This is a genomic window from Ruania rhizosphaerae, from assembly GCF_009805705.1.
In the GTDB taxonomy this organism is placed as follows: domain Bacteria; phylum Actinomycetota; class Actinomycetes; order Actinomycetales; family Beutenbergiaceae; genus Ruania; species Ruania rhizosphaerae.
On record NZ_VSMB01000001.1, the window covers coordinates 518,233 to 544,889 of the forward strand.

General features: G+C 62.9%; 20 protein-coding genes and 2 tRNA genes. 18 read left to right on the plus strand and 4 right to left on the minus strand.

Features of this window, described 5'->3' with window-relative positions:
• Positions 1-163 precede the first annotated feature (163 nt).
• The 6 genes from gyrB to FV560_RS02220 all read left to right on the plus strand — a co-directional run bounded on the left by gyrB (position 164) and on the right by FV560_RS02220 (position 5,908).
• Positions 164-2,200, plus strand: a complete 2,037-nt coding sequence (gyrB, locus tag FV560_RS02200; RefSeq protein ID WP_159618801.1) for a DNA topoisomerase (ATP-hydrolyzing) subunit B — start codon at positions 164-166, stop codon at positions 2,198-2,200.
• 34 nt (positions 2,201-2,234) lie between these two features.
• Positions 2,235-4,805 carry a DNA gyrase subunit A gene (gene gyrA, locus FV560_RS02205; protein ID WP_159619382.1) on the plus strand — a complete coding sequence of 857 codons (2,571 nt, stop codon included), beginning with the start codon at positions 2,235-2,237 and terminating at the stop codon, positions 4,803-4,805.
• Positions 4,805-5,470, plus strand: a complete 666-nt coding sequence (locus tag FV560_RS20235; protein WP_159618803.1) for a DUF3566 domain-containing protein — start codon at positions 4,805-4,807, stop codon at positions 5,468-5,470. Before gyrA ends, FV560_RS20235 begins: the two co-directional genes overlap by 1 nt.
• A 106-nt stretch (positions 5,471-5,576) precedes the next feature.
• A tRNA-Ile gene (locus FV560_RS02215) sits at positions 5,577-5,650 on the plus strand.
• Positions 5,651-5,673: 23 nt separating this feature from the next.
• A complete protein-coding gene (locus FV560_RS20240) occupies positions 5,674-5,793 on the plus strand; it encodes a DLW-39 family protein (RefSeq protein ID WP_235019866.1) in 120 nt (39 codons plus the stop codon).
• 42 nt (positions 5,794-5,835) lie between these two features.
• Positions 5,836-5,908 (plus strand) — tRNA-Ala (locus FV560_RS02220).
• Between the two features lie 94 nt (positions 5,909-6,002).
• Here FV560_RS02220 and FV560_RS02225 read toward each other — a convergent pair.
• The 3 genes from FV560_RS02225 to FV560_RS02235 are packed head-to-tail and all read right to left on the minus strand — an operon-like array spanning position 6,003 to position 9,097.
• The gene (locus FV560_RS02225; RefSeq protein ID WP_159618805.1) at positions 6,003-7,016 is read right to left on the minus strand and encodes a LacI family DNA-binding transcriptional regulator; all 1,014 of its coding nucleotides are present in this window, start codon (positions 7,014-7,016) and stop codon (positions 6,003-6,005) included.
• Positions 7,013-7,924: an alpha/beta hydrolase fold domain-containing protein gene (locus tag FV560_RS02230; RefSeq protein ID WP_235019867.1), complete on the minus strand. Its 912-nt coding sequence runs from the start codon at positions 7,922-7,924 to the stop codon at positions 7,013-7,015. The genes FV560_RS02225 and FV560_RS02230 overlap by 4 nt, the downstream gene beginning before the upstream one ends.
• 27 nt (positions 7,925-7,951) lie before the next feature.
• Entirely contained in the window at positions 7,952-9,097 is a 1,146-nt protein-coding gene (locus FV560_RS02235) for a LacI family DNA-binding transcriptional regulator (protein WP_235019868.1), read from the minus strand.
• A 133-nt stretch (positions 9,098-9,230) separates the two neighbouring features.
• Here FV560_RS02235 and FV560_RS02240 point away from each other — a divergent pair, with 133 nt between their 5' ends.
• The 4 genes from FV560_RS02240 to FV560_RS02255 all read left to right on the plus strand — a co-directional run bounded on the left by FV560_RS02240 (position 9,231) and on the right by FV560_RS02255 (position 15,204).
• Positions 9,231-10,538 carry an ABC transporter substrate-binding protein gene (locus FV560_RS02240; RefSeq protein WP_159618807.1) on the plus strand — a complete coding sequence of 436 codons (1,308 nt, stop codon included), beginning with the start codon at positions 9,231-9,233 and terminating at the stop codon, positions 10,536-10,538.
• Positions 10,535-11,452 (plus strand): carbohydrate ABC transporter permease, encoded by a 918-nt coding sequence (locus FV560_RS02245; protein WP_420853340.1) that lies wholly within the window; start codon positions 10,535-10,537, stop codon positions 11,450-11,452. The genes FV560_RS02240 and FV560_RS02245 overlap by 4 nt, the downstream gene beginning before the upstream one ends.
• An 88-nt stretch (positions 11,453-11,540) precedes the next feature.
• Positions 11,541-12,374, plus strand: a complete 834-nt coding sequence (locus FV560_RS02250) for a carbohydrate ABC transporter permease (RefSeq protein ID WP_159618809.1) — start codon at positions 11,541-11,543, stop codon at positions 12,372-12,374.
• Positions 12,375-12,402: 28 nt separating this feature from the next.
• The gene (locus FV560_RS02255) at positions 12,403-15,204 is read left to right on the plus strand and encodes an alpha-L-rhamnosidase (RefSeq protein ID WP_159618811.1); all 2,802 of its coding nucleotides are present in this window, start codon (positions 12,403-12,405) and stop codon (positions 15,202-15,204) included.
• 952 nt (positions 15,205-16,156) lie between these two features.
• Here FV560_RS02255 and FV560_RS02260 read toward each other — a convergent pair.
• Positions 16,157-16,921, minus strand: coding sequence for an IclR family transcriptional regulator (locus tag FV560_RS02260; protein ID WP_159618813.1), 765 nt, complete (start codon positions 16,919-16,921; stop codon positions 16,157-16,159).
• Between the two features lie 238 nt (positions 16,922-17,159).
• On the opposite strand from FV560_RS02260, the gene FV560_RS02265 reads away from it, so the two are divergent.
• The 8 genes from FV560_RS02265 to FV560_RS02300 all read left to right on the plus strand — a co-directional run bounded on the left by FV560_RS02265 (position 17,160) and on the right by FV560_RS02300 (position 26,485).
• Positions 17,160-18,509, plus strand: a complete 1,350-nt coding sequence (locus FV560_RS02265; protein WP_159618815.1) for an ABC transporter substrate-binding protein — start codon at positions 17,160-17,162, stop codon at positions 18,507-18,509.
• Between the two features lie 280 nt (positions 18,510-18,789).
• Complete coding sequence (locus tag FV560_RS02270; protein WP_159618817.1) at positions 18,790-19,566, plus strand: carbohydrate ABC transporter permease; 777 nt, start codon at positions 18,790-18,792, stop codon at positions 19,564-19,566.
• Between the two features lie 95 nt (positions 19,567-19,661).
• A complete protein-coding gene (locus FV560_RS02275; RefSeq protein ID WP_159618819.1) occupies positions 19,662-20,444 on the plus strand; it encodes a carbohydrate ABC transporter permease in 783 nt (260 codons plus the stop codon).
• Between the two features lie 36 nt (positions 20,445-20,480).
• A complete protein-coding gene (locus FV560_RS02280; protein WP_159618821.1) occupies positions 20,481-22,046 on the plus strand; it encodes a hypothetical protein in 1,566 nt (521 codons plus the stop codon).
• Positions 22,047-22,096: 50 nt separating this feature from the next.
• The gene (locus FV560_RS02285; protein ID WP_159618823.1) at positions 22,097-24,109 is read left to right on the plus strand and encodes a glycosyl hydrolase family 28-related protein; all 2,013 of its coding nucleotides are present in this window, start codon (positions 22,097-22,099) and stop codon (positions 24,107-24,109) included.
• Between the two features lie 45 nt (positions 24,110-24,154).
• Positions 24,155-24,619: an FIMAH domain-containing protein gene (locus FV560_RS02290; protein WP_159618825.1), complete on the plus strand. Its 465-nt coding sequence runs from the start codon at positions 24,155-24,157 to the stop codon at positions 24,617-24,619.
• 265 nt (positions 24,620-24,884) lie between these two features.
• Positions 24,885-25,553 carry a bifunctional 4-hydroxy-2-oxoglutarate aldolase/2-dehydro-3-deoxy-phosphogluconate aldolase gene (locus FV560_RS02295; protein WP_159618827.1) on the plus strand — a complete coding sequence of 223 codons (669 nt, stop codon included), beginning with the start codon at positions 24,885-24,887 and terminating at the stop codon, positions 25,551-25,553.
• A complete protein-coding gene (locus tag FV560_RS02300) occupies positions 25,550-26,485 on the plus strand; it encodes a sugar kinase (RefSeq protein ID WP_159618829.1) in 936 nt (311 codons plus the stop codon). The genes FV560_RS02295 and FV560_RS02300 overlap by 4 nt, the downstream gene beginning before the upstream one ends.
• Positions 26,486-26,657 lie beyond the last annotated feature (172 nt).

Below are 26,657 nucleotides of genomic sequence, written 5' to 3' on the forward strand. Positions count from 1 at the left end.
TGTGGATATTCGTCTGTTCGGGCTGGTGAGGGGTAGAATCACACGGACCGCCTGAGGGTTGTGGGATCCGTTCCACCGCGCGCGGGCCGGCGTCCGCCTGCATCGGCACCAACCGGAGGCAGTGCGGTGGGCGCACTGATGACGATAGGAGAGCCAGACGAACGTGGCTGACGAGACTTCTGAGCCAGCACCCGGGCAACACCCCGCCGGATCCACTGGCTACGACGCCGGCAACATCACCGTTCTGGAAGGGCTCGAAGCAGTCCGCAAGCGACCCGGGATGTATATCGGGTCCACGGGGGAACGCGGACTGCACCACCTGGTCTACGAGGTGGTCGACAATGCGGTGGACGAAGCCCTCGCGGGATACTGCGACCACGTCCAGATCACACTGCTCGCCGATGGTGGCGTGCGTGTGATCGACAACGGCCGCGGGATCCCGGTGGCGATGCACCCGACCGAGGGTCGTCCGACCGTCGAGGTGGTCATGACCGTGCTGCACGCCGGCGGTAAGTTCGGTGGCGGCGGCTATGCCGTCTCCGGTGGTCTGCACGGTGTGGGTATCTCGGTCGTGAACGCCCTCTCCACCCACGTGGTGACCGAGGTCAGCCGCGATGGCTACCACTGGCGTCAGGAGTTCTCCGACGGTGGCGCTCCGCTGGGTGAGCTGCAGCGCCTTGCGCCGACAGATGAGACCGGGACCACGCAGACCTTCTGGGCGGATCCGGGCATCTTCGAGACCATCGACTACGACTTCGAGACGTTGCGCTCGCGGATGCAGCAGTACGCCTTCCTCAACAAGGGGCTGCGCATCACGCTCACGGATGAGCGCCACGGCGACACCGACGACGAAGTTGCCGGCGCTGCTTCCGATGACGAGAACCACCCTGATCACAGCCGGTCGATCAGCTACAAGTACGACCGCGGTCTGCTCGACTATGTCGCGCACCTGAACGCAGCCAAGCGGTCCGATCTCGTGCACCCGGAGCCGATCTCGTTCGAGTCCGAGGACGTCGAACGCACCATCTCGCTCGAGATCGCCATGCAGTGGACGGGCGCGTACTCCGAGAGCGTGCACACCTACGCCAACACGATCAATACCTCTGAGGGCGGTACGCACGAGGAGGGGTTCCGGTCGGCGATGACCACGTTGGTGAACCGGTACGCCCGGGAGAACAAGCTCCTTCGCGAGAAGGACGACAACCTCACCGGAGACGACATCCGGGAAGGGCTGACCGCCGTCATCTCGATCAAGCTCGGTGAGCCGCAGTTCGAGGGGCAGACCAAGACCAAGCTGGGGAATACCGAAGCCCGTACCTTCACGCAGAAGGTGGTCTTCGACCAGTTCGGTGACTGGCTCGAGCGTCATCCGAACGAGGCGAAGGACATCATCCGCAAGGCGATCCAGGCTTCGGCAGCGCGGATGGCCGCTCGCAAGGCGCGAGAGGCCACGCGCCGTAAGGGTCTCCTCGAGGGCGGTGGCTTGCCCGGCAAGCTGAAGGACTGTTCGACCCGGGACGCATCGCGTTCGGAAGTCTTCATCGTGGAGGGCGACTCGGCAGGCGGTTCGGCGGTTCAGGGCCGGAACCCGGAGACGCAGGCGATCCTGCCGATCCGAGGCAAGATCCTCAACGTCGAGAAGGCGCGGGTGGACAAGGCCCTCGGTAACCAGGAGGTGCAGGCCCTCATCACGGCCTTCGGAACCGGGATCGGCGAGGACTTCGACATCTCGAAGCTGCGGTATCACAAGATCGTGCTGATGGCCGATGCCGATGTGGACGGCCAGCACATCTGCACCCTGCTACTCACCCTGCTGTTCCGGTACATGCGCCCGCTGATCGAAGGCGGCTATGTCTACCTCGCGCAGCCACCGCTGTACCGGATCAAGTGGACCAACGCTCCGCACCAGTACGTCTTCACCGACAAGGAGCGCGACGTGATGCTGGCAGAAGGTCTGGCGAAGAACCAGCGTCTGCCCAAGGAGACCGGTATCCAGCGATACAAGGGTCTGGGTGAGATGGACTACCGGGAACTGTGGGAGACCACCATGGATCCCGATACGCGCACCCTGCGTCAGGTGACGATCGGGGAGGCAGCGGCCGCGGACGAGATCTTCTCCATCCTCATGGGTGAAGACGTGGAGTCCCGCCGTTCGTTCATCCAACGCAATGCCCACGACGTGCGCTTCCTCGACGTCTGAGTAAGGAAACTTCGTGACAGACGACATCACCCCTATGCCCGACGACGCGGCGGAAGTCATCACCGATCGCATCGAGCAGGTCGACCTGCAGCTGGAAATGCAGCGGTCCTATCTCGACTACGCGATGAGCGTGATCGTCAGTCGTGCCCTGCCGGACGTGCGCGACGGTCTCAAGCCGGTGCACCGGCGCATCCTGTATGCGATGTTCGACGGCGGATACCGCCCGGACTCCTCGTTCTCGAAGTGCTCGCGCGTGGTCGGGGACGTGATGGGGCAGTTCCACCCCCACGGCGACAGTGCGATCTACGACGCGATGGTTCGCCTCGTGCAGCCGTGGTCGATGCGTTACCCCCTGGTGGCGGGGCAGGGGAACTTCGGTTCCCCGGGTAACGATCCGGCAGCGGCGCCGCGGTACACCGAGTGCAAGATGGCACCGCTCGCACTGGAGATGGTGCGTGATATCGACAAGAACACCGTCAATTTCGGGGACAACTACGACGGGAAGACGCAGGAGCCCACCGTCCTGCCGTCCCGGATCCCGAACCTGCTCGCCAACGGCAGCTCCGGTATCGCCGTCGGGATGGCGACCAACATCCCCCCGCACAACCTGCGTGAGCTCGCCGAGGGCGTCCACTGGCTGCTGCAGAACCCCGAGGCGACAGCGGAGGAGCTGCTCGCGGCTCTGCTGCAGCGCATCAAGGGCCCTGATTTCCCGACCGGTGCGCAGGTGCTGGGGCTGCGCGGTATCGAGGACGCCTACCGGACCGGGCGGGGTTCGATCACGATGCGCGCCGTGGTCGAGGTGGAGGAGCTCCAGGGGCGGACCTGCCTGGTGGTCTCCGAACTGCCGTACCAGGTGAATCCCGACAACCTGGCGTCGAAGATCGCCGATCTCGTCCGTGATGGGCGGATGCAGGGAATCGCCGACATCCGCGACGAGACCTCCGGTCGTGCCGGTCAGCGCCTGGTCATCGTGCTCAAGCGCGACGCGGTGGCGAAGGTGGTGCTGAACAACCTCTACAAGCACACGCAGCTGCAGGACAACTTCGGCGCCAACATGCTCGCCCTCGTGGACGGCGTGCCGCGGACGTTGAGCCTGGACGCGTTCATCCGGCACTGGGTGGCGCACCAGATCGAGGTCATCGTCCGGCGCACCGAGTTCCTGCTCAAGCAGGCCGAGGACCGCATCCACATCCTGCGCGGGCTCATCAAGGCCCTCGACGCCCTGGACGAGGTCATTGCGCTGATCCGTCGCTCTCCCACGGTGGAGGAGGCGCGTACCGGTCTGCGTGAGCTGCTCGGGATCGACGAGATCCAGGCGAATGCGATCCTGGAGATGCAACTGCGGCGCCTGGCGGCGCTCGAGCGGCAGAAGATCCTCGACCAGTTCAAGGCTCTTGAGGCGGAGATCGCCGACTACCAGGACATTCTCGCTTCTCCGGCTCGTCAGCGCACGATCGTGGGTGATGAGCTGACCGAGATCGTCGCCAAGTACGGCGACGAGCGCCGCACGACGATCCTTCCCTTTGACGGTGAGATGTCCATGGAGGACCTCATCCCGGAGGAGGATGTGGTCGTCACCATCACCCGCGGCGGGTACGCCAAGCGCACCCGTACCGACAACTATCGTGCGCAGCACCGCGGCGGCAAGGGTGTGCGTGGCGCCCAGTTGCGCGGCGACGACGTGGTGGACCACTTCTACGTGACGACCACCCACCACTGGCTGTTGTTCTTCACCAACCTCGGCCGGGTCTACCGGGCCAAGGCGTACGAGTTGCCCGAGGGTAGCCGCGACTCCAAGGGCCAGCATGTGGCCAACCTGATGGCGTTCCAGCCCGGGGAACAGATCGCTCAGGTGCTCGCTCTGCGCGACTACGACCAGGCCGAGTACCTGGTGCTCGCCACCAAGAGCGGTCTGGTGAAGAAGACACGACTGGGCGAGTACGACTCCTCCCGCACCGGCGGTGTGATCGCGATCAACCTGCGCGAGAACGCATCCGGGGAGCTGGACGAGGTGGTGGCCGCCCGGTTGGTGAACTCCGACGACGATCTGCTGCTGGTCTCCCGGAAGGGCCAGTCGTTGCGCTTCAGCGCCACCGATGAGGCGTTGCGGCCGACCGGCCGGGCGACTTCCGGCGTCACGGGCATGAAGTTCCGCGACGACGATTCGTTGCTGTCGATGGACGTCGTGCGCGAAGGCTGGGACCTGTTCGTCGTGACCGAGGGTGGCTTCGGCAAGCGGACCCGGGTGGACGAATACCGGGTGCAGGGTCGTGGTGGCCTCGGTATCAAGGTGGCCAACCTGGTCGAGGCGCGTGGTGATCTGGTGGGTGCACTGATCACCGGCGAGGACGATCAGGTGCTCGTGATCATGGAGAAGGGCAAGATCGTCCGCACGGCGGTCTCCGAGGTCAACCTCACCGGACGCACCACCCAGGGCGTGACGTTCGCGAAGCCGGACGCCGGGGACCGCATCATCGCGATCGCCAGGAACGTGGAAACAGCAGTCGAGGACGAGGTCGAGGCTTCGGCCGAGAGTACCGAAGGCGCTCCTGATGGCGTACCGTCGGGCGAGTCCCCAGCTGATGGGCAGGAAGAGAGCTGATGAGCGAGCAGACTCCGCGGCCGACCACACCTCCGGTGCGCACCTCCACGAAGACCTTCCAGCCCGGTGAGCGACGCGCACCGAGTGTGCAGGCGTCGCGCGTGGACGCGCCCACCCAGCAACAGCCGGCCCAGCAACCGGCGGCGGTGCCTCCCGCTGGTGGTCGCTCGCAGCCGCAGCAGGTTCATCCGCAACAGCCCTCGCGGGGCGGGCAGCAGTATGGCGCGCAGCAGGGCGACTCCTCGGCTATGTCTGGTCGGCCAGCCGAGGCTGCGAGTGCGAGTGAGTCGAAAGCCGACAGCGGCCCACGGAGGATACGGCTGGCAATCTCCCGCGTGGACCCGTGGTCTGTGATGAAGTTGTCCTTCCTGCTGTCCATCGCGATCGGGATCGGTATCGTCGTCGCCACTGCGGTGGTGTGGGGCGTGCTGAACTCCATGGGTGTCTTCTCCCAGGTTCAGGGCCTGATCGATGAAGTCGGAGCAATGGCCCAGTTCGGGGGACTGCTGGAGTACGTCGAGTTCTCCCGGGTGATCTCGGTGGCGACGGTCATCGCGATCGTGGACGTCATCCTGCTGACAGCCCTGGCCACTCTCGGCGCCTTCATCTACAACCTGGTGGCGGCCATGGTCGGCGGGCTGCACCTCACCCTCACCGACGACTGAGTCGTTCAGCCGCAGACGTGACGCGTGCCACGTGGATCTGTTTTGGAGCCGGTGCGCGCGCTGAGGTAGTCTCTGGGGGCGCCCATGCGGGGGTTCCCGGGGCAACGGGCCTATAGCTCAGACGGTTAGAGCGCTTCCCTGATAAGGAAGAGGTCGCTGGTTCGAGTCCAGCTAGGCCCACACCCGCCACGAACGGAGACGATATGAAGAAGGCACTCGTCCTCGTCGTGGTGGCCGTGGGAGGTTTCCTCGCGTGGCGCAAGCTCGCCGAGGAGCAAGCCAACCGCGACGTATGGTCCGAGGTCACCGATCCGCTCCCGTGAGCGGCCGGCGATAACCGGGCAGTATCGTAGATCCACCCTCACGGGGCCGTAGCTCACCAGGTAGAGCGCCGCTTTTGCAAGGCGGAGGTAAGGGGTTCGAGTCCCCTCGGCTCCACCCAGATGCTCGCGCCAGAGTGCATCCAAGTTGGTGCGCCGCCCTTACGAGGACGAACCCGTACTCGTGCGCTGCCTGCTGGCGCGCCGATGCTTCACCCGTCACGTCGGGTCGACCCGCGCTCGACCAGCCGCACCGGACTGACCAGATGCTCGGCTTCGCTGGGCGGGTCGTCGCTCATCCTTGCCTGCAGCAGCCGGACGGCGTTGTCGACGATCCAGTCACTGCTGGGATCAATACTGGTCAACTCGGGATGGATGTGCGCCCCGATCTCCAGGTTGTCGAAACCGACCACCTGGACGTCCTCGGGAACCTGGCGGCCCGCATCGCGCAGGCCGGCGAGAGCCCCGATGGCGACGTCATCGGTCACGCCGAAGACGCCGTCGATACCAGGATCCGCGGCCACAGCCGCGGCGACCTCTCTGCGTGCATGGGCAATGTCCAGCTGGCCCATGCGAAGGATGAGGTTCTCGTCGGCCGGGATGCCTGCTTCGTTGTGGGCCGTGAGCCAGCCGAGTGTCCGTGCCCGGGACATCCCGAGCGGGTCCTGGCCGAGCCGTCCACCGGCAATCAGCACTCGCTGCGATCCACGGTTGAGCATGTGCTCCACTGCCAGCCGGGCGCCCTCGATATTGCCCATCATCACGTGGTCGAAGCGGGCCGGGACCTCCCGCTCCCCCAGCAACACGATCGGGATCGAGTCGCGGATCTTGTCCAGCTCTGCTTCCCGCAGGCCCACCACACTGAAGATCGCGCCGTCGTACATGTGCAGCCGTGCCAGCGAGAGCGCCGAGAGCTCCCCTTCCTGGCTCGCTGTCGTCTGCTCGACCACCACCTGCCGCCCCAGGTCCGCCACCGCTCGCGCCACCCGGGCTCCCAGCGCCCCGAAGTAGGCATGGTCGAACTGTGGGACCAGCAACGCGATCGAGCCGCTGCGTCCGTACCGCAGGTTCCGGGCGGTGAGGTTCACCTGGTAGTCCAGCTCGGCCACCGCCTGCAGCACGCGCTTCCGCGTCTCGGGACTCACCCGACGGCGTCCGCTCAGGACGTTGGACACCGTCATCACCGAGACGCCCGCTGCCTGGGCCACCTCGGTCATGGTCGTCATGCAGTGCTCCGTTCGGCGGCGACGTGGCGAAACGTCGCAACCATGCTGGCACGGGCGGCTGCGCCCGCTCGTGTCGGCAGCAGCGGGTAGACATGCACCTGCCCATCGACCTGGTGATAGTCGAGATCCACCCCCGCCGCCCGTGCCTTGATGGCGAACTGACGCGCATCCGGATTCAACACGTCGTGAGTCCCGGTGAACACTGTGATCGGCCCCAACCCCGCCAGCTCCCCCGCAAGCGGGCTGACTGCCGGATCATCGATCGCCCGGTCGCCTGCCCACAGATCTGCCAGTACCCGGCCGCCAGGGACGGCCAGCCACGGATCGTGGGGCTGTACGCGCGGGATCTCAGGGTTGCCGAACGAGAGGTCGAGGGCCGGGGAGATCAGGACCGTCGTGTCCAACCGCACCCCCTGGTCGCGCAGCGCCAGGGCGGCCGAGAGGGCGATCTGCCCTCCGGCGGAGTCGCCCGCCACGGCGACTCGACGGAAGGTGTGGCGCTGATCGAGCAGGAGTGAGGTGACGCCGTCGAGGGCTTGCGTGGCGGTACCGAAGGGAACGAGCGGGTAGATCGGGACGACCACCTGCATGTTCGCTTCGGCACAGATCTGCGCAGCGAGTCGCCAGTGCTGGGTCGCGATCTCGTTCACCCATCCGCCGCCGTGCACATAGACGACGCTCCCGGCCGGATCTCGCTGAGGTGGGGTGAGCGTATAGACGGGCCAGCGGTGCACGCGCCGTGCTGCGATCCTGACCCGTGGCCGCAGGCGAGGCGGCGGACCGAAGGGCCGGGGCCGTAGCGCACGCTCCCGTACCCGGCGGTGTGCCCCCTCGGCGGAGACGAATGCCTCGTTGGCTCCCACCGCACGCAGGTAGGGCGGGATGAAACTAGCGGGAACAGCGATCACGCGGCGACTCCGAGCTTGGGTACGAGCCTATTCTGCCGTCGATGCCCGGTGCGGAGCGGGGGCGGTGGACCCACGCGCCCGGAGGTGGACCTGCTCCTCGACTTGGACGGACTCGGTCCGGCCCGCGATCCTCTCCAGCAGGAGGCGGACCGCCTCGGCTCCGATGCGAGTCCCCGATTGGTCCACGCTGGTCAAGGACACCAGTGGATGACTGGCCATCGTGATGTCGTCGTAGCCGACCACGGAGACGTCCTCCGGACCCAGTCCCGCCTCGGCCACGGCACGCAGGGCGCCCATGGCGAGCGTGTCGTTGCCGGCGAAGATCGCCGTGGGCGGCTCACGTCGCGCCAGGAGTTCCGCTGCGGACGCCTGGGCCTCCAACTCATCCCCACCCGTGAACACGACCTCCGGCTCCAGGCGCCGACGGCGCATCTGCTCCGTGTAGACGGTGTGACGGATGGCGTGTGGTTCTCGACCCGAGCGCTGCCAGTCGGTCGGATCGTCCACCAGGACATGGTCGCGGGCGTTGTCGATGGTCAGGTGAGTGATGCGGGAGTGGCCGAGATCGAACAGGTGGGCCATCACCTGTTCGGTTCCCGACTGATCGGCCCCTGCCACGGTGTCGTAGTGGGTCGAGACGTCATGGCGGCCGATGATGACCACGGGGATCCGGTCACTGAGCGCTTCGAGCCACGTCTCGCCGACCATCGGGGAGATCGCGATGATCCCATCGACCTGCCTGTCGGCGAGGCTCTGCAGCGCGTTGCCGGTCTCGCGCGGTGCGGTGACGGGTGCGACTACCAACTGGTAGGGCGTCCCGACGAGAGTTTCCAGTGCCCCACGCACGATCATCGTGAGGAACTCGTTGCTCACCTGGGCGATCTCGATCCCGAGCGTGTGCGATGGGCCCCGCATCGCTCGTGCCGCTACCCGGGGACGGTAGCTGAGCCGTGCGATGGCAGCCTCTACCTTACTGCGCATCTGCGGGCTGACCCCGTAGGCGTTGCGGATGACTTTGGAGACGGCGGCGCGGGAGACTCCGGCCGCGTCTGCCACGTCCTGAATGGTTGCGTTCCGCGGTGCGGCGCCGAGCGAGGCGCCGTTGCCGTGGTCGGGATGGATCAGTGATGCCGGCCCCTCAGTGGCGTCGTTGCCACGATCTCTGGTGTCCACAGGTCACAGGCTAGTACCAATTGTGTAGATCGGTTGACGAACACGGATCGCGCCACCTATCGTCGACCCTGAAAGGATTCATCGACGTGCGCAGAAGGACCTGCCGCACTGTCTTTGCGAGGAGGCAAAGCACATGATCCCCAAGACGTCCCGACGGCACTTCGGTGCCGGGGTGGCAGCAGCGGCTGCGGCTGCGCTCGCGCTCTCGGCATGCTCCGGTGGAGGAGATGATGACGGCAGTGTCGAGATCACCTTCTTGTCCACATCAGACGAGGACAACACCGCGCTTGCCGAAGCGCTGATCGACGCGTTCGAGGCCGAGAACCCCGACATCACGGTCAATCTCGATGGTCGGCCCGGAGGCACCGAGGGCGACAACCTCATCAAGACCCGGCTGGCCACTGGCGAAATGGCCGAGGTGTTCAACTACAACTCCGGATCCCTGTTCCAGGCACTCAACCCGGACCAGAACCTGCTCGAACTCAGCGACCGGCCGTGGGCGGACTCGCTCACCGATGACTTCACGTCAGTAGTCAGCACCGAGAACGGCCTCTACGGCGGCTCCTACGGCAGCTCCTTCGCCGGCGGCATCGTCTACAACGGCGCGATCTACGACGAGCTCGGCCTCGAGGTCCCGCAGTCGTGGGACGACTTCATGGCCAACAATGAACAGATCGCCGCAGCCGGGTACGACCCGATCGTCCAGACCTACGGTGACACCTGGACCAGCCAGCTCTTCGTCCTGGGCGACTACGCCAATGTCCACGCGCAGGACCCGGACTGGGCCGACCAGTACACCGCGCATGAGCGGTTCTATGCTGACGAGCCGGCCCTCGCTGGCTTCCGGCACCACCAAGAAGCCTATGAGTCCGGCTACTTCAACGAGAACTACCCGTCGGCCACCTTCGAGGACGGCGGTGCCATGCTCGCCGAGGGTAGCGGCGTGCACTACCCGATCCTGACCACGATCCTCAGCTCCATCCGGTTCAACCATCCGGACGCGGTGGAGGACATGCGCTTCATGGCCATCCCAGCCGATGACCCGCAGCACACCTCCGCCACGATCTGGCAGCCGGACGGCCTGTACATCCCGAACACCGTCGAGGGTGCGCAGCGAGATGCTGCCCTGGCATTCGTCGACTTCGTCACGGGGCCGGACGCGTGCGAGGTCTTCATCGAGGCCGTGAATCCGACCGGGCCCTACGTCAACGGGTGTGAGCTCCCGGCGGATGTTCCTCCGCTCGTCCAGGACGTGCAGTCCTACTTCGACGCCGGTAACACGGCACCGGCGCTGGAGTTCCTCTCCCCGATCAAGGGCCCGAACCTGGAGAACATCACCGTCGAGGTCGGTTCCGGTATTCGCGGAGCTGAGGAAGCCGCGGCGAACTACGACCGCGATGTCGAGAACCAGGCACGACAGCTGGGCCTCGAGGGCTGGTGACCGCTGCAACCACCGAGGTGCGGGCCGGCAGGTCTGGCAAGGCCCGCACCTTGGGCGTCTCCCGTCACGCGTATCCGCTGTGGTTCTACCTGCCTGCGGCGGTGTTGTTCCTGGTGTTCTTCGCGATCCCGACGTTCGCCTCGTTCTACTTCAGCCTCACGCGGTGGACGCTGTTTGACCAGGAGTTCATCGGATTCGAGAACTACGTCCAGTTCTTCCGTGAGCCGCAGCTCTATCAAGGCTTCATCAATACCTTGATCTATGGCTTCCTCACCTCCGGGATGAAGGTCGTGATCGGACTGGCGTTGGCTGTACTCCTGACCTCCGCGCTGGTGGGGCGGCACTTCCTGCGGTCGGTGATCTTCTTTCCGGTGCTCGTCTCCACAATCGGAGTCGGGATCATGTTCAAGGCGTTGCTCGATCCCTTCGACGGGATCGTGAACGGGGCATTGGAGACGCTCGGTATCACCGGCCCGGGATGGTTGACCGATCCGGACCTGGCGCTGTACTCCATCATCGGGATCGATGTGTGGAAGGGCCTCGGTATCGCCTGCCTGATCTATATCGCCGGTCTGGTCGCGATCCCGACTGAGTACTACGAAGCAGCGCGGGTGGACGGCGCGAGCAAGTGGGCGGCGTTCAAGAGCATCACCTTGCCGTTGGTCAAGCCTGCGACCGGGACGGTGATCATCCTGTCCCTGATCGGGGGCCTGCGGTCCTTCGACCTGATCTGGGCGACCACCGGCGGCGGGCCCGGATTCAGTTCCGATGTGATCGGGTCGGTGATCTACAAGCAGTACCAGGCCGGCTTCTACGGTCTCTCGACCGCCGGGAACGTCGTGCTCTTCGTGGTGGTGACGGTGATCATGGTGCCGATCTCGCTGATGCTGAACAAGCGGGAGGTCGAGCAATGAGCGCGAGGAGCCCCCGCGTAGGGGCGCCGAGGTACGAGGTGCACCGGAGCGAGGCACCGCAGTGCTCCTGCAGGAAGGAGGTTCGGCAATGAGGCGTGAACGCACCATGCGCTGGGTGCTGGGCATCGCAGCGATCGCGGTATCCATCGTGATCTTCATCGTCCCCTTCATCTTCATCGTGCTGCAGGCGATGAAAACTCGTCAGGAAGCCTCCGAACTGGCCTTCTCGTGGCCGAGGCAGCTGGCATTCGTGGAGAACCTCATCGAGGTGATCACCCAACGCGACTACATCGTGGCCCGGGCGTTCCTGAACTCCACGATCCTGACCGTGGCCAGTGTGACCCTACTGGTGGTCATCGCCGCCATGGTCGGCTATGTGATGCAGCGCCGAGCGTCCAAGATCCGCACCGTGGCGAACTTCTTCGTCCTGGCCGGGCTCATCATCCCCCCGGCGGTCGTCCCGACCGTCTGGGTGCTGCAGACCCTGGGACTCTTCGGAACGCTGCCCGGTCTGATCCTGATCGAGATCACCTTCGGACTGGCATTCTCGATCCTGCTGTTCCGGGCGTTCGTGAGCACCATCCCCCGGTCATTGGACGAGGCGGCAATCATCGACGGCGCCAGCCCGTTCCGCTTGTTCTTCGCGGTGATCATGCCGCTGATGAAACCCACAGTGGTGACCGTGATCGTCGTGCAGTCGGTGCAGATCTTCAACGACTTCGCCAACCCGTTGTATTTCCTCCCGGGGGACGACAACGCCACGGTGCAGCTGACCCTCTATAACTTCCAGAGCCAATCCTCGAACCAATGGAATCTGTTGTTCATGGACATTCTGCTGATCACGATCCCACCGTTGGTCATGTACATCTTCTTCAACCGTCAGATCGTCGCCGGCATGACATCCGGCGCCGTCAAGGGCTGACCACGTCGACTATTGGAGCAATGAACGTATGAGTTCTCGCGTCACCCGGGTGCGGGTGGAACGACGCAATGACGCTGCCTTGGCAGATGTTCCCTCACCCCGGCTGAGCTGGGTGGTGGAGTCCCACGAGCCGTGGCAGCAGGCCGCTGCAGAGGTACGCCTCGATGGTGGCGAGTCGGTCCGGCTGGACACCGCTGAGTCGGTCTTCGTGGACTGGCCGTTCGCGCCGCTGGCCCCGCATGCTCGCCACGAGCTTCAGGTGCGGGTCACCTCCACCGGCGGCGTCACCACCGACTGGTCCGAGCCGGTTGCGCTGCGTAGCACGTTCCTGGCCGACGGCGAGTGGCAGGCCTCGTTCATCGGCCTCGCCGAGCCCGAGGGTGAGGCATGCCCGGGACGGGTGCGCGCGGAGTTCCAGGTCCGGGGTCAGGTCCGCGCTGCCACGCTGTATGCCACTGCCGGCGGCGGTTTCCAGGCGAGCATCAATGGCACCGACGTCGACGACGCCGTCCTCAAACCGGGGTGGCGGGACTATCACGAGCGTCTCGTGCACGAGGCCACCGATGTCACGGCCCTGGTGCGCGAGGGGTCCAACGCGATCGGGATCCGGTTCGCCGGCGCCTGGTGGACCGAGAAGTACGGCTTCCATGGCGCCGCTGAGCGCATCTACGGTGACCAGCCGGTGGTCGCCGCGCAACTCCAGATCGACTTCACCGACGGCTCGACCCAGGTGATCGGGACGGACGGGACGTGGCGAGGGGCCGCCGTCGGGGAGCTGACGGCGAGCAGCATCTATCAGGGTGAGGCGATCGATGCCCGGCGCGCCTTGGCGGGCTGGGATCAGGTGGGCTTTGACGACGCCACCTGGCCGGGCGCCGTCGTGCGGGAGCTGGGCGTGGTGCCCGAGGCGGACCCGGCCGAACCGGTGCGGCGCGTGGGTGAGGTCGCCGTGGCCGAGGTGATCCGGACGCCGTCGGGCAAGACGATCCTGGACTTCGGGCAGAACCTGGTGGGTTGGCTGCGGGTGCGGGTGAGGGGTCCGGAAGGTCACGTGATCACGGTGCGCCATGCCGAGGTGCTCGAGCACGGTGAGCTCGGGGTGCGGCCGCTGCGGCACGCCCAGGCCACGGATACCTTCATCTGCTCCGGTGGGGACGATGTGTTCGAGCCGGAGTTCACCTTCCATGGATTCCGGTATGCCGAGATCGAGAACTGGCCGGACGAGTTCGATCCGGAGGTTGATTCCGCAGCCTTCACCGCCGTGGTGATCAGCAGCGATATGCGGCGCACGGGCTGGTTCGAATGCTCGGACGAGCGAGTGAACCGGCTGCACGAGAACGTGGTGTGGGGGATGAAGGGCAACTTCGTCTCGATCCCCACCGACTGCCCGCAGCGCGATGAACGACTCGGGTGGACCGGCGACATCCAGGTGTTCTCTCCGACCTCCACCTCGCTGTTCGACAGTGATGCGTTCCTGACCTCGTGGTTGCGGGATGTGGCGCTGGAGCAGGCCAGGAGTGGCGGGATCTGCCCGTTCGTGGTGCCGAGTGTGCTCGGGGTGTCGAAGGCTGCGGCTGCGTGGGGTGATGCGGCCACGGTGGTGCCGATGGTGCTGTTCGAACGCTTCGGGGACCGGGCCGCGTTGGCCGATCAGTACCCCTCCATGAAGGCATGGGTGGACGTGCTGGCCGGGCTCGCCGGAGAGCGGCTGCTGTGGGAGGGCGACTTCCAGTTCGGTGACTGGCTCGACCCGGCGGCACCGCCGGACCAGCCGGGCGGCGCCCGTACCGACTCCGACATTGTGGCCAGCGCGCACGTGGTCCGTTCGGCTGCCCTGGTGGCGAAGGCCGCGGACCTGCTCGGGTTCCCCGAGGACGCCGCGCACTATCGCGACTATGCCGAGCGGGCCCGGCAGGCGTGGGTGCGTGAGTACGTCACGGGCGCCGGGCGGATCGTGTCGGACTCCCAGACCGCCTACGCGATGGCGATCTCCTATGGACTGGTCGATGCCGCGACCACTCAGGCGATGGGGGACCGGCTCGCCGAGATCGTCCGCCGGGACGGGTATGTGATCGGCACCGGGTTCGTGGGCACCCCGATCATCGCCGACGCGCTGTGCTCGACTGGGCACTCGGACGTCGCGGGCCGATTGTTGCTGCAGACCGGAGTGCCGTCCTGGCTGTACGCGGTCACGATGGGCGCCACCACAATCTGGGAACGATGGGACTCCATGCTCCCCGACGGGACCATCAACCCCGGAGAGATGACCTCCTTCAACCACTACGCCTTCGGTGCGGTGGCGGACTGGTTGCACCGTGGCGTGGCAGGACTGGCCCCCACGGCGCCGGGCTATGCGCGCATCCGGATCGCACCGACCCCGATCGAGGGGCTCGAGCACGCCTCGGTGCGGCGCGAGACGCCGTACGGGTTCGCTGAGTCTGGGTGGGCCGAGGTTCGCCAGGGCAGGCTGCGGGTGCACGCCCTCATCCCGGCCAACACGACGGCGGAGGTTGCGCTCCCGGGCCAGGATCCGTTCGAGGTGGGGCCGGGTAGGCACGAGTGGGAGGTGGAGGACCCGCGATCGTCGACCTCGGTGGGGTCGATCGGGTGGGACACCCCGCTCGGGGCGATCGTCGACGATCGGCGTGCGCATGAGGCGCTGCTTGCGGAGGCCGCGGCGATCGATCCGGGCTTCGGAGACCGGTTGCGCCGGGACACCGACTGGCGTGACGGGCAGCATCTGGCCGGCACCCTGCACGGGGTCACCGGTGAGGTGCGCAATCAGATTCCGGCGATGTTCGAGCGGGTGAACGCCGCGCTCGCTCGCTGACCCACACTTGCGAACGCTCTTCATGCGGACACACCCTCCAGGGCCGGATAGCCGCTGGAGAGTGTGCATGTACGTGTGAGAGTCCGGGGTGCAACGTTCCTGTGCGGCCCTTGGAGGCGTTGCCTACCTGCATAGCGCCACCGGTCACGACCTCGCTGGGGTCGGATCGGCGCCAGATGAACGCAGCAGGTCTTCATGGCCCGCGACGAGCTGCGTTCCTTGACCATCTCCGATCCAGGTTGGCGCCTGCTTCTGGCGCCCACTCAGCGGGCGAGTGAACCGCTTGAGGTCTTCCGGATGGTAGTTGGGTACGCGAGGTGCTGCCGTTCCTCTCGCTCAATGGGTCGGTTAGCCATTGCCGTACGCAACTGCTTACGACGGCCGTTGCGGACTGGGGGCTGGTGCGCCTAGTTCCGAGGAGATCTGCGATGTTGCGTCGAGTAGCGCTGGGATGAGTTTGACCCGAGTTGGCTCACCTTTAGTACCCGATCGGCCCGCAGGCGGCATGCGATCAGTCACTCTCGTGGGCTAGGTAGCGACGCTGACGCCACGATTGCCACCACCGGAGGGCGGACACGTGACCCTCACAACCCAGGGCATAGCGGCATCCGGTGTTCCTGAGGGTGCGTGGGCGCCATGAGGTGCCACAGCCGACGTGCGAACAGGTGCCAAATCGTTCTCGCTCGCCGCCGATTGGCTACCGCCAGGTCGCCCTCGTCGTTCCCCCGAGGCCAATCTCAACGGATGTCGTGGCACCGATTAGTACCCCGATCGCGATCGTCGAGACGGCATCACCGCAGGTCAGAGACCCAGAGCCTTCGGTCGATCCATCCCGTGAGCCAACTCGGGGGCGAGTGAACCGCTTGAGGTCTTCCGGATGGTAGTTGGGTACGCGAGGTGCTGCCGTTCCTCTCGCTCAATGGGTCGGTTAGCCATTGCCGTACGCAACTGCTTACGACGGCCGTTGCGGACTGGGGGCTGGTGCGCCTAGTTCCGAGGAGATCTGCGATGTTGCGTCGAGTAGCGCTGGGATGAGTTTGAGGAGCTCGTCTCGCGGGAGCCTCGCCATGGGAGCTGAGATGCTCACCGCACCGGCGACGGCTCCCCTCGGTGAGAACACCGGTGCGGCTATGCAGTGGATACCAACCTCATGTTCCTCATCATCGAGCGTGTACCCCTGCTCCCTGGCAATCGCGAAGTTGGCCTCCAGTGCCTCGATCGATGTAAGGGTCGTCTGGGTGTGCCCATGAAGCGGGGCGTGTGCAAGAAGTTCTCGTCGCTGCTGAACGTCGAGAAAGGCGAGGATGGCCTTTGCGACACCTGTGCAATGAAGTGGTGCGACTGCACCAACTCGCGAGTACATCCGGATCGGGTGCTTGCTCTCCACCTTGTCGATGTAGACCACGTGCTGCTGTTCGAGCACCGCCAGGTGAACGGTCTCACTAGTCAGGTCGTTCAGAGAATGCAAGTACGGGGAAGCGACCTCCCGAACATCCAGGTCCTCCCATGCCTGAAACGCTAGCGAAAACAGCCCCGCGCCTAGGCGATAGCGACCCTGGCGCTCGAGAGTCACGAAGTTGTGGCTCGCCAGAGTCTGGAGGAGCCGAAATGCCGTGGAGGTGTGCACCTCAAGCTTGGCGGCGGCCTCCGTCGCCGTCAGAGGCTGTTCAGCGATGATCTGTAGGGCCCGGATCGCCCGATCAACACTCTGTCCCATCGTGAGATCTCCTCCCCGCATGCGGCGGTTGCATGGTGCATCGAGTACAGCGTGCCCCCTCATCTCCTCATCGGCCAGGCGACCCTCGGTCCGGAAAGGACGAAGTCGACCTCTTGACAGTGGGGCGGCACCTTCATATTGTACTTGCAGCCAGGGCACTTCGTTTGCAACCTGCGCAAACTGAGAGAAAGCGCCTGGAGCAAGGGCTTTGATGGTGAAGCCGTGGAGGGAGTCAGATATGCGTGGTAGGAACATCGCCGGCGTGCTGTTGGTGTCCGCCCTTGGAGTGTCGGCGTGCGCGTCGTCCGATCAGCCTGAGTCGGGGGTGGATGAGTCCAACGGTGCGAACGGTGCACCGGAATCCATCGAGTTGGAGATTTGGGTGCCAACCAGCTTCTCGCCGGCAGCCGATGTTGCAGCGGTGGGTGACCTATGGGCGGAGCTCTATCAAGAGTTTGATGAGGCACATCCGAACATCAGCATCCATTGGGAGATGATGGCGGGTTCCCCCGATGACACCCTCCGCCAGCTCCTCACCGCAGCGGATAGCGGAAACCTGCCTGACGTCGCGATGCTGGACGGACAGTGGGTCGCACGAATGGAGGAGACAGGCGAGCTGCAACCGCTGACAGAGTACATGGATGCTGATAAGCGGCAACAGTTCGATGAGCGCGTGCTTGAACCTGTGACGTTCGATGACGAACTCTACGCAGTGTGGTTCCACAACGCTTGGCGAGGCCTCTTCTATCAGGAAAGTGTTCTGGAGGATCTGGGATATTCGGAGCCGCCGCAGACTTGGGAAGAACTCCTCAGTCTCGGCGAGGCCGCGACAGCCCAGGGCCAGGACACAGTCATGCTTCCCGGCTCCGACACCGAACTCACCACGCTACACATGCTCAGCATGTTCTATGGCCTTGGCGGGCAGCTCATCGACGGCGATGGCAACGCAGCGATCCTTGAGGACGACAACCGCGACTTCCTCGAAGAGACGTACAGCATTTACGCCGAGCTAGTAGAACATGGCTTGATGACACCAGACGTTGGCATCATGGACGAAGCGGCCATTCGCCCGTTCCTCTACACCGAGGAAGCAGCAACCGTTGCCGCTTCTTCCTCAAGCGTGCGCCAGATCTACCAGGACCAGCCTCACTTGGAGGAGGAACTACGTGCCTTCCCATTTCCCCTTCCTGAGGGAGGGAACGGCGCAGCAGTATTGGTCGGGTGGACGTGGGGGAGCTTTGCCGCCGACGAAGCTCGCCAGGATGCGGCATGGAGTCTAATCGACTTCATGACAGAACCCGAACGTCTTGGTCAGATCAATGAGGCGGCAGGTCACCTCCCCGTCCAACCCGAGATCTGGGAGCGCGACTACTATGCAACTGACCCACTCATGACGCAGTTTCGCGACATCATTGAAGGCGTCGAGTTGCGACCGCGCCCGGCCCACCCCCTCTATCCCGTGATCTCTGCCTCGATGGCAGGTCAGATGGCAGGAGTGCTCAGTGGAAGTCTGACACCAGCTGAAGCCGTCGCGCACGTAGAAGCCGACGTCCAGGCGGAGGTCGATCGTCGCGCAGCCGACTCCTAAGCACCGCGAGGCCTATGCAGAACCCCAGGCATAGAACACGCCGGACCGATTCCGATCCGGAACGGCACCAACATCTTGGGGCTCTGCATGGGCCTTCATGGTCCACACTCGATACTGGGAAGCCCACATGACGACAACTACACGACATCGGCCCACCCGCGTGAGCGGAGATGCTCCTCAGCCGAAGCGACGATGGACCGCCAGGCAGGGACACGCCTACTTCATAGGACCCGCACTATTCTTCGTCCTCCTATTCACCGCGTATCCCGCTCTCTACGGGGTGTACATCAGCTTCACCAACCGGAACCTCGGCTACTCCGGGGAGCGATTCATCGGCTTTGACAACTATGTTCGACTGTTCAACTGGGAACCGTTGCCGACAGTCCTGACCAATACTGCACTTTTCGTCGGTGCGGTTGTCATCCTCCAGTTGGGCACTGGCCTGGGAATTGCACTACTTCTGAATCAGAAGTTCTTCGGCCGGAAACTCGTTCGCAGCATTGCCATTGTTCCGTGGATTGTGCCGGGCGTGATCATTGCAATCATGTTCCAGCAGATATTCGGTGCCAGTGAGCTGGGAATCGCAAACGCGATCATGGTGCGCCTAGGCTTCGATACACAGAACTGGCTTGCTGATCCCACTCTAGCGATGACCATCATGATTCTTTCAGTGGCGTGGCGAGGAATACCACTCACAATCATTCTGCAGCTTGGAGGCCTACAGACCATTCCGAAAGATCTCTATGAGGCAGCGAAGCTCGACGGCGCAAAAAGTTGGCAGACCCTGTGGCATGTTGTAATTCCGTCGCTGCGCCCGATTCTCTTGATTAATGCGATCATGGCAACTTCAGGAACACTCAACCACATTGATATACCACTGACACTGACCGGCGGTGGTCCTGCACGAGCTACTGAGGTGATCTCGGTGAGTCTGTACCAGCAAGGATTCGAGCTTCTGGATGCAGGTTATGCGGCGAGCATCGGTACGGTGATCCTCGTTCTCAACCTAGTCCTCACTCTGGTGTACCTACGGATCTGGTCGGAGCGTCGATCATGAGCGCGACAGTTAGCACTACCTATCAAAGCCCTGCGATCAGACGGCGGAAAGCTCGAGAGCGACGGAAGAACATTCTCCTCTACGGACTCTGCGCAGTGGTCCTCGCATTCGTCCTCGGACCGCTATCGTGGGTAATACTCGGATCACTCAAGCCTCCAGCAGAGATATTCAGAACTCCGCTTCAGTTCCTGCCGGATGCACCCACACTCCAGAACTATCTGGATGTCATGCAACGGACAGACCTTGGCAGGTACCTGACGAACTCTGCCATCGTCGCTGGAGGAGCACTGGCGATCACTTTGGCGCTTGCCAGCATTGCCGCCTATGGATTCTCTCGATATGACTTTCGATTCAAGCAGCCAATCCTGGTTGGCATGTTGGTTCTGCAACTCATGCCCAGCACGGTCAACGTGGTGCCACTCTACGTGATGATGAATGGCTTCGGTCTCCTCAATACGCGCACAGCTTTGGTTCTCCTCTACGCAGCATCTAGTGTACCTTTTGCCATCTGGATCCTGAAAGGATTCTTCGATACGTTGCCCCGCTCACTCGACGAAGCTGCAAGCATCGACGGTGCGACACGCTGGTACACATTCGTGCGCGTAATCCTACCGTTGAGTCTCCCTGGTCTATCGGCGGCAGCATTCCTTTCATTCCTTGCCTCATGGGGCGAATTTCTCATACCCCTCGTGGTAGCCAACAGCAGAGAAATCGCGGTGATGAGCGTCGGGATCTATACCTTCTTTGGCGAAGAGACCGCCGCGTACCATTACGCATTCTCAGCATCGGTGCTGGCGACTGCTCCTGCCGTTCTCCTTTACATATTCGCCCAGAAGTACCTCATGAGCGGACTGGCGCAAGGAGCAGAAAAGGGCTAAAGGCCCGACAGCCGCACTTCTAACGGGAGGTATGACGTGACCTTCGATTCAACGAATCTACATATCGGGGCAGAATGGCAACTGTTTCTCGACGACCAACTGATCGAGCAGGCGGACGGCGCATGCAGGAGATGGCACCAACCGGAGCGAGTTGGCGATCCAGTCATCGTGGCCGACCAGCCTTGGGAGCAGCATCCGTATTTCACGTACAGCAACTACAACGTACTTCGAGATCCTCATGACGGACTAGTTAAATGCTGGTACGAGGATCTCGGACCGATGCATCCGTACCAGACGCATCCATGGAAAACCCGTCTCCTGTATGCCGAGAGCGAAGACGGTGTGACGTTCACGAAGCCCCTCTTCGATCACGTACGTGTAGACGGGAGTCGCACGAACATCGTCGCCGGATACAACGGCGAAACGCCAACTTTGGGAAATCAGTGGTCTCAACTCGGTGTGCATTCCAGTGCGATCGCTATCAGTTCACCGGCGGCATCTGGCCATCCCTACAACATGCTATTCACGGAAATGGACGGTCAGTCGAGTCGAACGTCATGTGCATTTTCAGAGGATGGTCTGCACTGGCTGCGAGCTGGCGAGATCCCGAGCATCGGCCGGTCGGGATCTGCGTTGGGCGACGTCTCCACTATCCGCTTCGACCAGCGGACCGGCCTGTTCACCCAGTACACGCGACATCCAGCAATGATGAATGTTGGATACTCCCCGGCAAGCCATCCCCCAGCTGCAGGAAAGGGCGGCTTTGCCCGGCCGTTCTTCCCGCACCGGACGGATCTGGAGAATCGTCGACGGATCTACCGTTCTGTCAGTGCAGACTTTATCAACTGGAGCGAGCTAGTTCCAGTACTGAGCCCGACGAGCGTATTCGAGAACTTCGATGTGGGATACTACGGAATGCCCGCCTGGGAAGCGGGAAACTACACTGTGGGAACTCTCGGAGTGCTTCACTACGTTGACAACGTCATGGAAGTCCGGCTTGCGTATAGTCACCAAGAACAGGACTGGCAGCTCGCCCATGGTGGCACCCCTTTCCTCGAGGCGCGGTCAGCGGAGAACTGGGATAGCCGACTCGTTTCTATTGTCAGCCCGCCCGTCCAGTTCGGCGACAAATGGTTCTTCTACCACGGTGGTGCGCCGAACAGCCATGACTTCTGGATGTCTGGGAGGCAGAGACTTGACCATCCTGAAGCCCGGGATCCCTCAAGCCATGTGAGTTTTGGACTGGGGCGAGCAGAGATGAGGGTCAACGGCCTGTGTTCGATCGATGCACGTTCACCTCGAGCAGGGCAGGTCATCTCACGGCCGTTGCGACTTCCCGGGCGAAAGCTGACCATCAATGCTCGATGCAGAGATGGCGGCGGACTCAGAGTGGCCGTGCTTCATGAAGATGGAGAGCCGTTGCCCGGGCGTCGATTCGAGAACTGTGACCCATGGGCGGGAGATAGTGTCGAATGGAGACCTCATTGGAACGGAGATTCCAACATCGTTCCTGAAGGAATGGAAGCGGGGAAGCGCGTCAAGCTTGCTTTTGAACTCAATGACGCTGAGCTTTTCGCGTTTCAATCTCACGATCAATCATGATGCAACGTATCCATACATAGCAATCCACAACGACGCGGAGGTATGAACAGATGGATCTCGAGATTATCGGTGGCGAAGTCCGATCAGCGCCATTGAACAACAACTTTGCCCTCTTGAAAGAGGGGATTGAGTCTTTTGCGGTCAACGTGAAGGATTTCGGTGCCGTCGGCGACTGGGACGACGGCACTCAGAGTGGCACGGATGATCATGGAGCATTTCAGGCCGCACTCGATACCGGACATACGGTGTACGTCCCGCCTGGTCGCTACCGCATCCATGAGAAGGAGCTGCTCATTCTCAATTCGGGTCAGCGTCTCATCGGCGCTGGCGGAGGCGCTAGTCATGGTCCGAGGCCGGACATCGATCACGTGGGCATCACGGACATCGTGTTCACGGGTGATGGCGAATCATACTTGAAGACGCGGAGGCAGCCGCGTGAGACATCGAGCGACCCGAACGATCAGCCGCTTTCGACAGCGATTAATGTGCAGGCCGAAGGCGTCGTGATTGAGGGCTTGTGCCTCCGACTTAATGTGGACTACGACGATCCGGATACAGATAATCTTGGTGACGCGTGGGATGTTGGCATCTTCAATGGCTGCCGGACGCAATTGCGGCTACGGGATGTACGGATCTTCGGCTACTGGCGAGTTGCAAGCATCTATATCGATGTTACGCGAGGCGCCCGACTCCCTGAGTTCTCCGCTCCGGGTGGGCAACCATTCCCCGTCGGAAGTTTCCCGAGTGGAGCTGACCAGTGCTTCTTCGAAAAGGTCTACTGCAAGGGAGGCCTGAAAGGGCTGTTCATTGCGGGTGCAATCGAGACTCCATCAGGCAACTATTACGACGAAGTCTCCCAGACGGTATACGATCTCCAGGGCGATCGCGGAACGGCGGGGGCAAGCGACTTCCACGCCGTGGATTCGACATTCTTCGCGCGAGATCATCACTCTGAGCAACGTGCGTACGACCCGGTGAGTCCTCTGAACTTCGACGAAGAGGACATTGACCAGCTTGCGGGTTGCGCCGTGATCGATGGACGGCGCGGTTTCAGTCAGAACCGCATCAGAAGGTTCATCTTCACCAACTGCAGATTCCGATCGTTTGAGGCCGTTCGTGTCGGCCTCGGACGTGTGTACGAAGTGAGATTCTACGGAATCCACACGGAGAGCAGTCCCGGAGCTCAGGTAACGGATACCAACGGAAGCCCGATCACTCATGGCGATACGAGTACACACAACTATGGTGCGATAGCGGTTCAGAGCACTGGTGATGCAGGAAGCCTGAATCCAGGGACAGATCGAATCTTTGTTGACGGCATAAATTCGGGACCGACGAGCCAACATTTTCAATCAAAGCTCGGACGCTTCAGCAACACCGGGTCGGCTTCGACGGCAAAGAGTGAGTTGTACCACCTTGAGGTGATGCACCAGTTCAACTTCCCAGGAAACGGCTCTCTTACCCGAGACAGCAGCGGCAACCTGGTCGCAAGATCGTCTTTGGTCAACAATCCTGACGGCTCGGATTTTCTCATTGTTTCTGACGGGGATGCTGCACTTGACGCGCGAAGATTTGCGCACATGCGGGTCGATGGAAGGTCGCGAATTCAGTGCACGTCTACCGTCAATCTCCTTCATCAGACGACGCGCCCAACTGTCGATGACGAGGTTGATCTCGGTTCCTCCGATCGTCGCTGGCGCGAGATCTTTGCGACTAATGACATCATCAACACCTCCGATGCAACGGAGAAGGTGGCAGAGGGAGACCTGACCGAACGTGAGATCGCTGCGCTCAATCGGATTTCGTTTACGAAGTTCCGTTGGAAGAAGTCAGTTGAAGAGCGAGGTGACCAGGCGCGTTTCCATTTCGGTGTGCTCGCCCAGGATGCCGTTGAGGCGTTCGAGGCGGAGGGCTTGGATCCATGGAAGTACGCCTGCTTCTGCAAGGACGAGGTACTGGAGGAACGCAGTGACGGGACCAGCGTGGGCACCGGTACCTTCCGCTACGGAATCCGCTACGGCGAGCTCCTTGCCATGAAGCTCGTCGCATCGCTAGGACTCTGACGCCAGGGATTCGTAACCGTTGCTGTTGTAAGGAGAAGGGTCATCATGAATCGGACACTGGGTACATTCCAGGTGGGGCGGCGGAGTTTCCTTCAGTTGTCGTCAGTCGCACTCGCCGGTGTGATCGCTGTTCAAGAGGTCAGTTCGACATCCGAACCGGTGCCTGCGCGTGAGCGGAGTTCGAGCGCGGCGCCGACGTACGATTCGGGTGATGCGTACGATTCCGGGCTGATGTACGCGGACAGTACCGATGCTGGTGCTTCTGAACTGCTGGAGCAGCTTGGCGAGTTGCTGGACACATTCCATGCGGATGGAACAGTGCAGCGGCGAGATCATGCCAGGCTACGGGCACAATTGGCGAGAGCGGACCGGGCTATCAAGCGTGGAAACTATCACCAAGCTGAGGGTGCACTCGAAAGGTTCACGACGTTCTCAGCAGCGATCGACGATGAGAACGCACGTGAACAGCTACGCGAACTCGCCGCTCAGGTTGTAGAGAGTTTCAAGTGAACTCACCGTCGGTCCACTCCCTGGTATCGCTGCAGAGTGTCACGTCGGATGTCAGCTCGGTGATCTGCGCGGGACGGGCTCGGTGAATTCCGCATGAATGGTGGCCGATGTGGCGGCTTGAAGCAGCAGGGGTTCGTTGACTGCTGAGTATCCGGCGATTGGCAGTTCACGGGGTCGGACCTGCACGAACTGCCGATCGCCGGGTGTCTGTGGCTTGTGTGAAGTCAATCGTTCGTATCCAAGTAGTCGAGAAGGGGAGTTCTCCATGAACGAAGCCGCCAGGTCCCGCCGAGTGGAGCCGAGTCCACAGCTAGTGGAGACCGGTGTCATGGCCATCCTGAGGGGAACCTCTACCGAGCGTTTCAACGACATCTGTCACGTACTGGTCGACGCGGGTATCACCTGCTTGGAGATTACGTTGTCATCTCTCGGTGCAGTCGATGCCATCACCAGTGTCCGGTCCGAACTACCGTCAACTGTGGACGTTGGTGCCGGCACAGTCACGACTGCTGACGAGGTCCGCAAGGTGCTCGACGCGGGTGCCGGGTTCATCGTGTCTCCCTCGGTTGAATTGGATGTGATGGGTGCCGCGGTCGATGCCGGTGTACCTGTCTACCCCGGCGCACTGACTCCCACTGAGATCATCAGGGCGTGGCGGGCGGGCGCCTCTGCGGTCAAGCTCTTTCCCGCGTCGGCGGTCGGACCGTCCTACCTCAAGGACGTCTCCGGGCCGTGCCCGGACATACGGCTCATGCCCACTGGCGGGATCGCCCTGGATTGTATTGGTGACTGGATCCGTGCCGGCGCGTTGGGAGTGGGGCTCGGCGGTTCACTACAAGGCGACGCGGCCGACGGCGGCGATCTGGCTGCATTGGCCGAGAGGGCCGAGAAAGCCGTCGGTCAGGTCCGTCAGGCGAGGAGGGACTCCGAATGAGCGGTTTGGTCACGATGGGCGAGACCATGGCGCAGATCTCCGCTGTGAACTTGGGCGCTTTGTCGAGCAACCGTGAGATGCGACTTTCGGTGGCGGGGGCAGAGACGAATGTCGCCATCGGCGTATGCCGGCTGGGCGGCCGGGCAACGTGGATGAGTCGGCTGGGCGAGGACGCCTTTGGCGAACTGATCCGACGTGAGTTGCGTGCCGAAGGAGTCGACATGGTGGTGTCCGTCGATCCTGCCCGGCCGACCGGTCTCATGATCAAGGAACGGCCCAATGCACTGCGGACACATGTGCGCTACTACCGATCCGGCAGTGCCGCCTCGGCCATCACCCCGTTCGCTACCGACGTGATTGCCTCGGCTGACGTGCTGCACGTCACCGGGATCACGCCCGCGCTCGGTCCCGGGCCGGCGTCAGCAGTACGAGAAGCGGTCGAAGTGGCCAGGGAACACGGGACCTTGGTGTCTCTCGACCTGAACTATCGTGCCAGCCTCTGGAGCAGGCCTGAAGCGAGTTCGACGCTCGGGCATTTGGCGGAACGCGCGCATGTGGTGTTCGCCAATCCAGAGGAGGCCTCCCTGCTGGTACCCGACGGTCCAGTCGAAGAGATGGCGCAGACCCTGAGCAGTCTGGGCCCTTCGCAGGTGGTGCTCAAACTCGGTGCGGAGGGAGCGCATTCGATGATCGATGGCCAGATCCGCAGAACTCCGGCAGTGGCCGTCCCGGTCGTGGACACCGTCGGCGCAGGTGACGCGTTTGTGGCTGGATACCTGGTCGAGTGGATGGCCGGTGAGAGTCCCGAGAAGCGCTTGAGTACTGCAGTGTTGGCTGGAGCATTGGCCTGCACCACCCTGAGCGACTGGGAGGGCCTACCGTACCGCAGCGATCTCGATTCGTTCGACGCAACTGACTCTGTCCAACGATAGGAACATCAACGAGACATACCTGCGCAGATCACGCGACGGCAAAGTGAGTAGGGCACAACAGAGCCCCGAGACTCACGAGAGGTGCCTGCGAAACGCTCTCGGTGACTCACGTAGGGACACGTCGCGGAGACCTTTCGGAACGGAGTGATGCCATCATTGACCAACGGCGTGC

Bases quoted from the DNA above. Each gene is read 5' to 3' on its own strand.
- gyrA (WP_159619382.1), top strand. From the start codon at position 2,235: ATGCCCGACGACGCGGCGGAAGTCATCACCGATCGCATCGAGCAGGTC.
- FV560_RS20235 (WP_159618803.1), top strand. From the start codon at position 4,805: ATGAGCGAGCAGACTCCGCGGCCGACCACACCTCCGGTGCGCACCTCC.
- FV560_RS20240 (WP_235019866.1), top strand. From the start codon at position 5,674: ATGAAGAAGGCACTCGTCCTCGTCGTGGTGGCCGTGGGAGGTTTCCTC.
- FV560_RS02225 (WP_159618805.1), bottom strand. From the start codon at position 7,016: ATGACGACCATGACCGAGGTGGCCCAGGCAGCGGGCGTCTCGGTGATG.
- FV560_RS02240 (WP_159618807.1), top strand. From the start codon at position 9,231: ATGATCCCCAAGACGTCCCGACGGCACTTCGGTGCCGGGGTGGCAGCA.
- FV560_RS02250 (WP_159618809.1), top strand. From the start codon at position 11,541: ATGAGGCGTGAACGCACCATGCGCTGGGTGCTGGGCATCGCAGCGATC.
- FV560_RS02255 (WP_159618811.1), top strand. From the start codon at position 12,403: ATGAGTTCTCGCGTCACCCGGGTGCGGGTGGAACGACGCAATGACGCT.
- FV560_RS02260 (WP_159618813.1), bottom strand. From the start codon at position 16,921: ATGGGACAGAGTGTTGATCGGGCGATCCGGGCCCTACAGATCATCGCT.
- FV560_RS02265 (WP_159618815.1), top strand. From the start codon at position 17,160: ATGCGTGGTAGGAACATCGCCGGCGTGCTGTTGGTGTCCGCCCTTGGA.
- FV560_RS02285 (WP_159618823.1), top strand. From the start codon at position 22,097: ATGGATCTCGAGATTATCGGTGGCGAAGTCCGATCAGCGCCATTGAAC.
- FV560_RS02290 (WP_159618825.1), top strand. From the start codon at position 24,155: ATGAATCGGACACTGGGTACATTCCAGGTGGGGCGGCGGAGTTTCCTT.
- FV560_RS02295 (WP_159618827.1), top strand. From the start codon at position 24,885: ATGAACGAAGCCGCCAGGTCCCGCCGAGTGGAGCCGAGTCCACAGCTA.
- FV560_RS02300 (WP_159618829.1), top strand. From the start codon at position 25,550: ATGAGCGGTTTGGTCACGATGGGCGAGACCATGGCGCAGATCTCCGCT.